10 protein-coding genes are annotated in these 12421 nt (G+C 69.8%); 6 read left to right on the top strand and 4 right to left on the bottom strand.

The window, feature by feature from the left end:
• Positions 1-306 precede the first annotated feature (306 nt).
• The 4 genes from HC362_RS02525 (at position 307) to HC362_RS02505 (ending at position 4768) form a co-directional block, all read left to right on the top strand.
• Positions 307-2070, top strand: a complete 1764-nt coding sequence (locus HC362_RS02525) for a BCCT family transporter (RefSeq protein WP_243082132.1) — start codon at positions 307-309, stop codon at positions 2068-2070.
• Positions 2071-2310: 240 nt separating this feature from the next.
• Entirely contained in the window at positions 2311-3657 is a 1347-nt protein-coding gene (locus HC362_RS02520; RefSeq protein ID WP_279240061.1) for a potassium transporter TrkG, read from the top strand.
• Positions 3650-4339, top strand: coding sequence for a TrkA family potassium uptake protein (locus HC362_RS02515; protein ID WP_243082131.1), 690 nt, complete (start codon positions 3650-3652; stop codon positions 4337-4339). Before HC362_RS02520 ends, HC362_RS02515 begins: the two co-directional genes overlap by 8 nt.
• 132 nt (positions 4340-4471) lie before the next feature.
• On the top strand, positions 4472-4768 hold the full coding sequence (locus HC362_RS02505) for a general stress protein (RefSeq protein ID WP_347568408.1): 297 nt from the start codon (positions 4472-4474) through the stop codon (positions 4766-4768).
• Between the two features lie 225 nt (positions 4769-4993).
• Here HC362_RS02505 and HC362_RS02500 read toward each other — a convergent pair whose 3' ends face one another.
• Positions 4994-6076: a phosphatase PAP2 family protein gene (locus tag HC362_RS02500; RefSeq protein ID WP_243082130.1), complete on the bottom strand. Its 1083-nt coding sequence runs from the start codon at positions 6074-6076 to the stop codon at positions 4994-4996.
• A gap of 392 nt (positions 6077-6468) precedes the next feature.
• Here HC362_RS02500 and HC362_RS02495 point away from each other — a divergent pair, with 392 nt between their 5' ends.
• The gene (locus tag HC362_RS02495; protein ID WP_243082129.1) at positions 6469-6954 is read left to right on the top strand and encodes a hypothetical protein; all 486 of its coding nucleotides are present in this window, start codon (positions 6469-6471) and stop codon (positions 6952-6954) included.
• A 92-nt stretch (positions 6955-7046) separates the two neighbouring features.
• Positions 7047-8501: an erythromycin esterase family protein gene (locus tag HC362_RS02485; RefSeq protein WP_243082128.1), complete on the top strand. Its 1455-nt coding sequence runs from the start codon at positions 7047-7049 to the stop codon at positions 8499-8501.
• Between the two features lie 21 nt (positions 8502-8522).
• On the opposite strand, the gene HC362_RS02480 is transcribed toward HC362_RS02485, so the two are convergent.
• The 3 genes from HC362_RS02480 to HC362_RS02470 all read right to left on the bottom strand — a co-directional run bounded on the left by HC362_RS02480 (position 8523) and on the right by HC362_RS02470 (position 12211).
• Complete coding sequence (locus HC362_RS02480; protein ID WP_243082127.1) at positions 8523-9914, bottom strand: radical SAM protein; 1392 nt, start codon at positions 9912-9914, stop codon at positions 8523-8525.
• A gap of 161 nt (positions 9915-10075) precedes the next feature.
• Entirely contained in the window at positions 10076-10522 is a 447-nt protein-coding gene (locus tag HC362_RS02475) for an STAS domain-containing protein (protein ID WP_243082126.1), read from the bottom strand.
• 153 nt (positions 10523-10675) lie between these two features.
• Positions 10676-12211 (bottom strand): alanine/glycine:cation symporter family protein, encoded by a 1536-nt coding sequence (locus HC362_RS02470; RefSeq protein ID WP_243082125.1) that lies wholly within the window; start codon positions 12209-12211, stop codon positions 10676-10678.
• Positions 12212-12421: the final 210 nt, after the last annotated feature.

The following is a 12421-nucleotide window of genomic DNA, read 5'->3' as shown; positions in this document are numbered from 1 at the left end:
CGGCATCCACCCGTACGGGTGAAGCCGGCCGGATGAAACCGCACCGATCACCGTGCGTATGTTCCCAAACAACCGTTCGCATCCGCACACGCCCGCCCCTTCGGGTCCCCAGCCGGATGGCGTCCGGATGGCTCACGGGCCCTGCCTCCCGGCGGCGTGTCCGATGTGATGAATCCCTCGTTCCTCTTTGATGGTTGACAGTAATTGATTCGTGATGAATGACATCGGTGATTCGGGGCAGAGGCCGCCACAGGCCGGGACTCTCCGGTCTGATGACTTCCCAATATGACCGCAAAGGATGAACGCGTGGCTGCGCAGACAACGGCCAGAACATCTGACCAGAAGCCGGGGCCGAAGCCTCCGGCGCCGCCGGGGGGTGGTTCGATCGCGCCGTGGGTCTTCTATCCGTCGGCCATTGTCATCCTGATCTTCGTGCTCTACGCCGTGATCGGCCAGGACACGGCAGCGGAGCAGGTGCAGACCGTCCAGGACAAGATCGTCGGCAACCTGAGCTGGTTCTACATGGCTCTGGTGTCACTCTTCGTGATCTTCGTCATCTGGATCGGCATCGGCCGCTACGGAGACATCAAGCTCGGCAAGGACAACGAGAAGCCGGAGTTCAGCGCCGGCTCCTGGTTCGCCATGCTGTTCGCGGCCGGTATGGGCATCGGCCTGGTCTTCTGGGGCGTCGCCGAGCCGCTGAACTTCTTCCACGCGCCCAGGCCGGGCATCGGCAAGGGCGCGGCGGAGCGTGAAGAGTTCGCCATGGTGCAGACCTTCCTGCACTGGGGCATCCATCCGTGGGCCATCTACGTCGTGGTCGGCCTGGCCGTCGCCTACTCGGTGCACCGCAAGGGACGCCCCGTCTCCATCCGCTGGGCCCTGGAGCCGCTCTTCGGTGACAAGGTGAAGGGCTTCTGGGGCAACGTCATCGACACGGTCGCCATCGTCGGCACCCTCTTCGGCGTGGCGACCTCGCTCGGGCTCGGCGTGATGCAGATCGCCAGCGGTATGAACTTCCTCGGCTGGGTGGACGACCCCAACAGCAAGGGGCTGCTCGTCCTGCTGATCGTCTGCATCACCGCCGCCGCGACGACCTCGGTGGTCTCCGGCATCGGCAAGGGCATCAAGTGGCTGTCCAACATCAACATGGGTGTGGCAGCGATCATCATGCTCTTCGTGCTGGTCGCGGGCCCGACGGTGTTCATCCTCAACGGCCTGGCCCAGGACGTCGGCGGCTACCTGCAGAACCTGCTCCAGCTCAGCTTCGACACCGGCGCGGCCTACGGGGACGAGGGAACCAGCTGGGTCAACGGCTGGACCGTCTTCTACTGGGGCTGGTGGATCTCCTGGGCGCCGTTCGTCGGCATCTTCATCGCCCGGATCTCCCGCGGCCGTACCGTCCGCGAGTTCGTCTGCGGCGTGCTGCTGGTGCCCACCCTGCTGACGTTCGTCTGGTTCGCCATCTTCGGCGGCACCGGCCTGTTCCAGCAGATGAACGGCAAGCACAACTACGTGCACGACGGTGTGGTCAGCACCAACAACGCGCTCTTCGAGATGCTGGACACCCTTCCCGGCGGCAAGTTCGTGGCCGGCGTGTCGATCCTGCTGATCGTGCTGTTCTTCGTCACCTCCTCCGACTCCGGCTCGTACGTGGTCGACATGCTGGCCTCGGGCGGCGACCCGAACCCGCCGGTGTGGAGCCGGGTGTTCTGGGCGCTCGCCGAGGGCGCCGTGGCCATCGCCCTGCTGCTCGCTTCCGACTTGCAAGGCGGAGCCGCGTCGCTGAACACGCTGAAGACCGCGGCCATCGTCATCGCGTTGCCGTTCAGCATCGTGATGATCGGTATGTGCATCGCCACCCTGAAGTCCTTCCATCAGGAGCGGCAGGCATATCTGAGGGCCAAGGAGCAGAAGCAGCAGGAGGAGCTGATCGACCAGACCGTGGCTGCCATCGAGGACAGCCTGGAGGGCGGGACACTCTCCGACGCGGTCGAGTCGTCCAAGAGCACAGCGGGCGAGTCCTCCAAGAGCACATCGGACAAGGGCAAGGGCGAGGACGAGAGCTAGCGCTCCGCCGTCGCCGTCCGGTGCCGAGGCCGCAGTCTTCCGGGCTGCGGCCTCGGCCGTGTCCGCGGGCCTCCGGGCCTGCGAGGCCGGAGGCGGGCGGCTACGTCCGGGTGGTTCCGGGGCCCGGGGCGGCCGCTGGGCGGCGCGGAGGGGTACCGGTGACCGGTACCGCTGACGTATTGCTTATCGTCTCCCGGTGCGAACAATCGTGGTACCTGTCTGCGGGGCGGAGGACTGGCTGTGGTGACCCGGTGGCGGCCACGCGTGCGGCACCCGGCGCAAATGGTCGTGGCCGGCTTCGCCGCGGCGATCGCGTTGGGGACCGGCCTGCTGATGCTGCCCGTCGCCAAGGCGGGGGCCGGCGCGGCGTCAGCGCTCGAAGCGCTGTTCACCTCCACCTCCGCGGTGTGCGTGACCGGGCTGATCGTGGTCGACACCCCCGACTACTGGAGCGGCTTCGGGCAGACGGTGATTCTGGCGCTGATCCAGGTCGGCGGCCTCGGGATCATGACGTTCGCCTCCTGGCTGGTGCTGCTGGTCTCCCACCGCCGGATGGGGCTGAAGGCCCGCCTCACCGCCGCCACGGAGACCAAGACGCTGGGCCTGGGCGACGTACGGACGGTCGTGGTCCGGGTGGTCAAGGTCAGCCTGCTGCTGGAGGCCGTCACCGCGACGATCCTGACCGTCCGGCTGGCGACCTCCTATGATGAGCCCTGGCCGCGAGCGGTGTGGCTGGGCGTCTTCCACGCCGTGTCGGCGTTCAACAACGCCGGGTTCGCGCTCTACTCCGACAGTCTGATGGGCTTTGTCACCGACCCGTGGATCTGCCTGCCGATAGCGGGCGCCGTCATCGCCGGTGGCCTCGGCTTCCCGGTGCTGTTCGAACTGCGCCGCAGGTTCCGCAAACCGCGCTCCTGGTCCCTGCACACCAAGATCGTGCTCGGCGCCTCCGCGATCTTCCTGGTCTGCGGCAGCGCCTTCATCACCGCGCTCGAATGGCGCAACCCGGCGACGCTGGGGCCGCTGGACGTCCCCGGGAAGCTGCTGGCCGGGTTCTTCCAGGGCGTGATGCCCCGTACGGCCGGCTTCAACAGCGTCGACACCTCCCAGATGAACCCGGCCACCTGGCTGGGCACGGATGTGCTGATGTTCGTCGGCGGCGCCAGCGCGGGCACCGCCGGCGGTATCAAGGTCACCACCTTCGCCGTGCTGTTCTTCGTGATCTACGCCGAGATCCGGGGCGAGGGCGCGGTCAACATCTTCCGGCGCCGCCTGCACGGCGACCTCCAGCGCCAGGCCCTGACCGTGGTTCTGCTGTCGGTGGCCGCCGTCGCCGTCTCGACGCTGGCCTTCATGGTCTTCACCGACTTCAGCCTGGACAAGTCGCTGTTCGAGGTCACCTCGGCCTTCGGAACCGTCGGCCTGTCCACCGGCATCACGATGGGACTGCCCGGAGGGGAGCAGCTCCTGCTCACCGCGCTGATGTTCACCGGCCGACTCGGCCCCATCACCATCGCCTCCGCGCTCGCCCTGCGACTGCGCGTCCGTATGTACGACCTTCCCGAGGAGCGACCCGTCATTGGTTAGGAAACGCACCCCCAAGAACCGCCGGAGCTCTCACCAGGACGCCGTGGTCGTCATCGGGCTCGGCCGCTTCGGCCGTTCCCTGGCACTCGAACTCGCGGACGAGGACACCGAGGTCCTCGGCATCGACGAGAACCCCGAGGTGGTCCAGCTTCTCTCCGGATCCCTCACCCACACCGTGCGGGCCGACTCCACCAAGGAGGACGCCCTGCGCCAGCTCGCGGTCCACGAGTTCGACCGGGCGGTCGTCGCCATCGGCACCGACCTGGAAGCCAGCATCCTCACCGCCTCGCTGCTGGTCTCCTTCGGTATCGAGAACGTGTGGGCCAAGGCCACCAGTGAGGCCCACGGCCGTATCCTCACCCAGCTCGGCGTGCAGCATGTCGTCTACCCTGAGCACGACATGGGCCAGCGCGTCGCCCACCTCGTGCGCGGCCGGATGCTCGACTACATCGAGTTCGAGGACGACTTCGCGATGGTCAAGACCGACCCGCCCACCGAAATCCTCGACATCCCGCTCTCCAGCAGCGCCGTCCGCACCCGCTACGGCGTCACCGTCGTCGCCATCAAGCGCCCCGGGGAAGGCTTCACCTACGCCACTCCCGACACGGTCGTGCGGGCCGATGACACCATCATCGTGGCGGGCCGGACCCGGGCCACCGAACGCTTCAGCGAACTGCGCTGACCTCGGCCGACCCAGGCGGAGCGCGCTCGGGAAAACCTTCTCCGCTCTTCGGATTGCTCCTGTTTCAGGCCGGAACCTTGGGTACCCGCCGCACCAGACAGCCGCATTCGACGCAAAAAGGAGGAATTGGCCATGGCCGAGAACCCGGGCAACTTCGCCAACGACCCGCAGCGGGCTGCCGAGGCCGGTCAGAAGGGTGGCCACGAGAGCGGCGGGAACTTCGCGAACGACCCGCAGCGGGCTGCCGAGGCCGGTCAGAAGGGCGGTCACGAGAGCGGCGGGAACTTCGCGAACGATCCGCAGCGGGCTGCCGAGGCGGGCCAGAAGGGCGGTCACGAGAGCGGCGGCAACTTCGCCAACGACCCGCAGCGGGCTGCCGAGGCGGGCCAGAAGGGCGGCCGGACCAGCGGAGGCGGACAGGGCGGCTGAATCGGCCACCTGTCAGGAGGCGCACACGTCTCCGTCCGCTGATGACCGGCGGGCTGCCCGCCACAGCGCGGGCAGCCCACCGTCGTGCCGTGGCGCGGACCGGCAGTCCCGGCAGGCTGGGCAGCACCGGGACTGCCGGCCCGCGCAGCCTAGGCGCCGCGCGGCTGCCCACCAAAGGGGCGCACCGGCGGGGCCTCCACCGGCCTTCGCACGTGTGACGTGCGGTCAGTGGTGCGGCGGTGGACGGCGGGGCGGTGGCCGCCGCGTGCAGGCGCCGGGCCCCTCGGGTCCTTCCGCTGCTGTCGGCCCCTCCGCCGCTGTCGGCCCCTCCGTTGCTGCCGGTTTCTCGGAGGCCGCCGGTCTCTCGGGTGCCGTCGGCCGGGCGGGGGAGGCCGTCGTCTCGGCTGCCGGCCGGTCGGCGGAGACCAGGGCGCGGTGGCGGAGCCGGACGATCCGGTGCGCGCAGAACCGGCCGGTCCACTGCAGGAGTGCGCACACGGCGAGGACGGCGAAGGCCGCGATCGCGTCGAGCCAGAAGTGGTTGGCCGTCACGACGATCACCACGAGCGTCAGCAGCGGATGCGCGAGCACCAGCCAACGCACCCGGCGGCGGCTCACCCGGATGACGACCACGGCCACGAGCACCGCCCAGGCCACATGCACGGAAGGCACGGCGGACAGCTCGTCGGCCACCACGCTCCCCGGGCCGCTGTCGTAGACCGACTGCCCGTACCGCTCGGCCGTGTCGGCGAACCCGAGCTCCGTCACCAGCCGCGGCGGCGCAACGGCGACCAGCTGCACCAGCAGCGAGACGACCGTGACGAGCACGACGTAGGTGCGCACCCGGGGATAGGACGGGCGGTGCCGCCAGTACAGCCACACCAGAAGCGCTGCCATCGCACCGAAGTGCATCACCGCGTAGTAGTAATTGGCGGCCTGCACCAGCCATGGGTGCGGCAGCACGGCCTGCTGCCAGTCCACCTCGTCGGGCAGCCGGAGGCGCTGCTCCCAGCGGTAGATCCACTCGGCCCGGTCGACGGCGGCGTGCAGGTCACCGGCCGACATCCGCGCCGGGATCTGCCAGATGACGAAGACCGAGGAGACGATCGCTGCCTCTCGCAGCAGGATCGGTGCCCGGGGCCAGCGCCAGCGCCACACCGGCAGGCTCAGCGCCAGGAGGACCAGCGGCACTCCGGCGGTCACGAGCCAGGGCCCGGCTGCTCCCACCGACAACGGCTCCCACTCCCTCCTGGCCTGCGGCTTTCCGGCGGCCCGGCGAGTCGCACACCACAGGAACGGGGCACCCACCGTCCCTCATGGTGGCGGTGCCGATGGACAACTCGGATGATTGGTCGGTACCCCGACGTTCCGCCGCCCGCGAACAGGACACCCGAAGAGCGGATACGACGCGTGTCCTCTCCTCGCTCTTCAGGGGTGCGGCGCGGGGCGGGTGCGGCCATACTGAGGCGAGTCAGAGCGGTACCGCCGCCTCGCCAGAGGTGCTCCGGGAGGACACGGGGTCATGACGAACGAACAGCGCAAGGAAGCGTATCTGCGGCAGACCGGCCGACGGGAGCTGACGCACCGCCAGCGGCGCCGCATGCTGAAGAAGGCCCGCCAGGGCAAGGAGTAGCGGGCCCGGGCCGGGCCGCGCCCTCGTCCGTGCGGGCCGACGCAGTCGGGAGAGAAGTGAGGCGACGATGGTTCTGCGGGCGCCGCTGGCGGTCTTCGATCTGGACGGGACGCTGGCCGACGTCCGGCACCGGCTGCCGTTCCTCCAGCAACGCCCACGGGACTGGGACGCTTTCTTCGGCGCCGCTGTGGACGACCCGCCGCTGGCGAAGGGCGTGGCCCTGGCCCTGGAGACGGCCAAGCAGTGCGAACTGGTGTACGTCACCGGGCGGCCCGAGCGCTGCCGGGCCGACACCGTGGCGTGGCTGAGGGCCCACGGCCTGCCCACAGGCCGGCTCCTGATGCGCGCTGATGACGACCGGCGTCCCGCCCGCATCACCAAGCTGGAGCTGCTGCAACGGCTGGCCAGGGACCGCGCGGTCGCCCTTGTGGTCGACGACGACGAGCAGGTCAACGCCGCATACGAGGGCGCGGGCTTCCGGGTGGTGCGAGCCGACTGGATGACGGCCCCGGCGGTCCTGGAGGCGGCCCAGGAGCGGGAGGGCCGCACCTGACGCGGGGGTCTCCGGTTGTGCGGGAGCCCGGGCGCGTGCGCATGCTGGGAGTCTCCACAGCCGCCCGTCCCGCTCCATACGAGGAGGCTCCCTTGACGGCAGCGACCCCAGACCCCGACTCCGACCCCGGGACCCCTGGCCCCGCTCCCGGAACCCCCGGCCCCGCCCCCCGGGCCGCCGAGACGCTCGACCGGGTCCGCGCCGACGCCCTGCCGCTGACCGGCACCGACTCGCTCGATCCGCTGCTGGAGCACATCGGCGACTCCCGCTATGTGCTGGTGGGTGAGGCCTCGCACGGCACCACCGGGTTCTACCGGTGGCGGGCGCTGCTCACCCGTCGGCTGATCGAGGAGAAGGGGTTCACCTTCGTCGCGGTCGAGGGGGACTGGCCGGACTGCCAGGCGCTGCACTGTGCCGTCACGGCCGCGCCGGGAGCGCCGTCGGACCCGGTCGAGGCGCTGGAGGGGTTCGACCGGTGGCCGACGTGGATGTGGGCCAACACCGAGGTGGCGACGTTCAGCCGCTGGCTGCGCGACTACAACACCACCGTGCGACCGGCCCGGCCGGTGGGCTTCTTCGGCTTGGACGTGTACTCGCTGTGGGAGTCGCTGCGCGCGGTTCTGGCGTACCTGCGAGAGCACGCGCCGGACCGGGTCGAGCACGCCTTGGAGGCGTACCGCTGTTTCGAGCCGTACGCGGCGGACCCCCAGTCGTACGCCATGGCCACCCGCCTGGTGCCGGCCGGGTGCGAACGGGAAGTGCTGGACCTGCTGACCGAGCTGCGCGGCCGGGTGGAGGCCGTACAGACGGCCGACAGCGGCCTGGCCGAGTTCGCGGCGCGGCAGAACGCCGAAGTGCTGGCCGGGGCCGAGCGCTACTACCGCACCATGATCGGCGGCGGCCCCGAGGCGTGGAACATCCGCGACACCCATATGGCCGACACCCTCGACCGGCTGATGGAGCACCACGGGCCCGAGGCCAGGGCGGTGGTCTGGGCGCACAACACCCATGTGGGCGACGCACGGGCCACGGACATGGCCGATGTGGGCATGGTCAACCTCGGCCGGCTCGTGAGGGAGCGCCACGAGACGGAGGGCGTCACGCTCGTGGGGTTCAGCTCCTACCAGGGTTCGGTCGTCGCGGCGCCTCGCTGGGCGGGCGAACCCCGGGTCATGCGCGTCCCGCCGGCCAAGGAGGGCAGCATCGAGACCCTGCTGCACGACGCGCTCGCCGACCGCCCCAGCACGGAGCACTCCGTCGAGGACGGGCGGGCGCTCTTCCTGGTCCCGCCGGGGCACCGCAGCGGAGTGCCGATCGGCGCCCGGTCCGGGTGGCTGTGGCAGGAGCGGGACCACCGGGCGGTCGGTGTGGTCTACGACCCGCGGCGCGAGGAGTGGGGCAACTACGTTCCCACCGTGCTGGGGGAGCGGTACGACGCGCTGCTCCACCTCGACCACTCCGAGGCGCTCACCCCGCTGCGGGAGGCGCCGCTGGGCGAAGGTCAGCTGGGCGAAGGGGAGGAAGCGACCTGGCCCAGCGGCGTGTGACGCGCCCGGGCCCGCGCGGTCTCAGCGCGCGCCGGTGGCCGACCGGCCGCCGAACGCGGCGAGCGTACGCTCCAGCAGTGGCAGCGCCCGCACCACCCGGCGGCTGCGGATCAAGGCGTCCCACGCCGGTTCGAACTTCTTCCAGCCGCCCGCGTACGCCAGGTGGCGCAGCCGTTCGTGGCCGCCTGGCTGGGCCGCCGCACCCCGCCAGATGTTCCCCCAACTGTAGAAGTCCCGGTACGCGCGCCAGTAGCCGTCCTCCAGCTGCCGCGCTGTCATACCGCGCGGGCGGAAGACGACGTGCCGGGTGTCGTACAGGTCCCAGTCCTGGTGGAGGATGCGGTCCTCGGCGGCCAACTGCCGCCACAGCCCGGTGGACGGGTAAGGGGTCATGATGTGGAACGTGGCCGTCTCGATGCCCTGCCGCACGGCCCACTCCACGGTGCGGTCGAAGACGTCCGGGCCGTCCTGGTCGAGCCCGAAGACGAAGCTGGCGTTGACCATCACGCCCGCGTCGTGCAGCCGGCGGACGGCGGCTGAGTAGTCACGGCCGATGTTCTGGTCCTTGCGGCGCTCGGCGAGGTTGGCGTCGTTGACCGTCTCGAACCCGACGAAGAGGCTGCGCAGCCCGGCTGCCTGGGCGCGCTCCAGCAGTCCGGGTTCCAGAACGGACTTGACGGTGGCGGCGGCCTGCCACAGCCTGCCCATCCCCGCCATACCGTCGAACAGCGCGGTGGCGAACCGGCGGTTGCCCAGCAGATGGTCGTCGAGGAAGTACAGATGGCGGCCGGGCAGCCGGTCGATCTCGGCCAGCGCGTCGTCGACCGCCTGGGTGTAGAAGGACTTGCCGCCCGCGAAGAAGGCGTCCTTGTAGCAGAAGTCGCAGTGGTGCGGGCAACCGCGCGAGACCACCAGGGAATTCGGCACCAGATACAGCTGCCGCTTGATCAGGTCGCGTCGCACGGGCGGCAGCCCCGCAAGGGTGCGCTGCGGCCCCGAGTCGTACCGGCGCGCGGGCACGCCGTCGCGGAACTCCTTCAAGAAGCGCGGCCAGGCGTCCTCGCCCGGCCCGGTGAAGACGGTGTCGGCGTGCGCGGCGGCCTCCTCGGGCAGCGAGGTGACGTGCAGCCCGCCCATCGCCACATGGGCGCCCCGGGCGCGGAAGTGGTCGGCTATCTCGTACGACCGCCGTGCCGAGGTGATGTACGGCTGCAGTACGAGCAGGTCGGGCGTGGGCATGGCGGCCAGGTCGAGCCGCTCGACGTGCTCGTCGTACAGCTCGACCTCGTCGTCGGTGTCGAGGTATCCGGCCAGGGTGGCGAGGCCGAGGGGCGGGAAGAGCGAGTATTTGATCGGCCGGAAGAGCGGGCTGGTCGCCTCGGTCAGGGCGGGCAGAATCATGGTGACGCGCATGCCTCAAGGACAGCCGCGACGGCGTGCCCGGTTCCGGCGGGGTCGCGTCCGGCCAGGCTATGGACGGCGGGAGGCCAGCAGCTTGACGGCCGCCGCGAGCGGTGCCACCCGACGTCCTGCTCTGTCAGACGGCGTGGTTTCGCGCGGCGCTGGAGGCCACGTCAGCCGACCGTCCCGGAGAGAACGCTTCGGACGGGCCCGGCACCGGAAGCGGCCGACGCGGAGCCGGAAGCGGCCGACGCGGAGTCGGCGGCCTGCACGGGGATCTCGGGCAGACGGGCATGCACCTCGAACACTCCGGTGAGGCGGGCGTGCTTGATGATGCGGTGGAAGCGGCTGCTCTCGGTGATGAGCCGCAGCCTGCCGTGCCGCTCCACGGCACGGTTCCTCGCCCGGCACAGCAGGCGCAGCCCGCTGCAGTCCAGGAAGGTCACCGGCCGCAGGTCCAGCACGACGTCGGGTCGCGGCCCCGCGGTCAGCGCGTCGAGGAGTGCTATCAGAGGTGGCGCCGTACGGAGGTCGATCTCGCCGCTCAGTTCCACGACGGTCACGCCTCCGTCGCCGCGTTCCGTGTGGCGGGGCGCGAACTCGATGGGGTTCTCGGACATGCACCGAGGAAAGCCGGGCGGCCGGTGGCGCGGTAGGGCCGGTCGGTCCCGCGCTGATGTTCTGGTAGGCACTCCGTCGAGCACGAGAGAGGGGTTCGCGTACGCCGGTGCTCCGGCGTACGCGAACCCCTCAGGAGCGGGCCGCTGCGGCGGTCAGGCGGTCGGCTGCACCGGCTCCGCGTCCTTCTCTTCCGAGTCCGGCAGACCGGCCTTGCGGGCGCGGACGAACTCCAGGAAGGAGTTCAGCTCCCGCTTGACCACCGGCGCCAGCAGGTAGAGGCCGATGATGTTGATGACGGCCAGCGAGAAGAGCACGGCGTCGGCCAGGTCGATCAGCGTCTGCAGGGTGAGCAGGGCGCCGGCCACGGCGAACAGCGTGTAGACCACCTTGAAGGAGAGCTCGCTGACCTTGCTGCGGCCGAACAGGTAGGTCCACGCCTTGAGGCAGTAGTAGCCCCAGGTCAGCACCGTCGAGATGGCGAACAGCATGACCGCGAGGGTGAGGACGTACGGGAACCAGGGCAGGACGGTCTCGAACGCGTCGGAGGTGATGGTGACACCGCCGATGGACTCGTCCGTACGTGCCTTGGTCCAGCTCTCCGGGCTGGCGATCACGATCGTCAGGGCCGTCATGGTGCAGACGACCACGGTGTCGATGAACGGCTCCAGCAGGGCGACCAGGCCCTCGCTGGCGGGGTGCTTGGTCTTCACGGCGGAGTGGGCGATCGGGGCCGAGCCCAGGCCCGCCTCGTTGGAGAAGGCGGCCCGCTTGAAGCCGATGATCAGCGCGCCGAGGATACCGCCGGCGACGCCCTTCGGGGCGAAGGCTCCCTCGAAGATCGAGGCGATCGCGTCGGGAACCTGCCCGATGTTGACCAGGATGACGATCAGGCAGGCCACGATGTACATGGCGGCCATGGAGGGGACGAGTCGGCTGGTGACGGTGGCGATGGAGCGGATGCCGCCGAGCAGCACGATGCCGACGATCGCGGCGATCGCGAGGCCGAAGAACAGCGCGCCTGCCGAGGAGCCGAGGGCGCCGTCCTCGCCGCCCGCGACGGAGACGAACTGCGCGTAGCTCTGGTTGACCTGGAACAGGTTGCCGCCGAAGAGGCCGAAGAAGAGCACCATGGCGGAGGCGAGGACCGCCAGCACCCGGCCGAGGATCTTGCCGTTCCGCCCGAAGCGGTCGGCGAGGCCCTTGGGCAGGTAGTGCATCGGGCCACCGGAGACGGTGCCGTCGGGGTGCACCTCGCGGTACTTCACACCGAGGGTGACCTCGACGAACTTGGTGGCCATGCCCAGCAGGCCGCAGAGGATCATCCAGAACGTGGCTCCGGGGCCGCCGATGGAGACGGCGACGGCGACACCCGCGATGTTGCCGAGGCCGACGGTGCCGGAGACCGCGGCGGTCAGGGCCTGGAAGTGGTTGACCTCACCGGTCGACCCCTTCTCGTCGTATTTGCCTCGGACCACGTCCACCGCAAGCCGGAACTTGCGTATCTGCACCAACCCGAACCAGGCGGAGAAGACGAGGCCCGCCACGACGAGCCAGGTGACGATGAGGGGGAGTTCCGTTCCACCGATCGGAACCGAGTAGAAGACGATTTCTCCCATCTTGGTGGCGATGGGTTCGACGAAATCGCTGATTCCCTTGTCGACAGAGTTGGTTATGGAGTCGAGTGACAATGTGGTTACCACCTGTGGGGCGGGTCGGCGCATGGGAGTGTGCGCCGCAGTGAGCGGACATGGTGCAGAAACGCCGTCGTCCGATCGGCGAGAGAGGGAAGCGGTCCGCGGACTCGAACCACGATCGCCCTGGTAGTGATGTCGGTACCGGTCCTCCGCAGTGCCGGCGAGGGGTGGTGCCGGATGAGGAGTTGCGTTGTTCTAGCACGT

Source organism: Streptomyces sp. 891-h (assembly GCF_022760275.1).
GTDB classification, from domain to species: Bacteria; Actinomycetota; Actinomycetes; order Streptomycetales; family Streptomycetaceae; genus Streptomyces; species Streptomyces spirodelae.
Note: the sequence above shows the minus strand (reverse complement) of the source record. Positions and strands in the feature narration are given on the sequence as shown.

Coding starts and splice junctions, on each gene's coding strand:
- HC362_RS02475 (WP_243082126.1), bottom strand. CDS start 10,522: ATGTCCGAGAACCCCATCGAGTTCGCGCCCCGCCACACGGAACGCGGC.
- HC362_RS02505 (WP_347568408.1), top strand. CDS start 4,472: ATGGCCGAGAACCCGGGCAACTTCGCCAACGACCCGCAGCGGGCTGCC.
- HC362_RS02495 (WP_243082129.1), top strand. CDS start 6,469: ATGGTTCTGCGGGCGCCGCTGGCGGTCTTCGATCTGGACGGGACGCTG.
- HC362_RS02480 (WP_243082127.1), bottom strand. CDS start 9,914: ATGCGCGTCACCATGATTCTGCCCGCCCTGACCGAGGCGACCAGCCCG.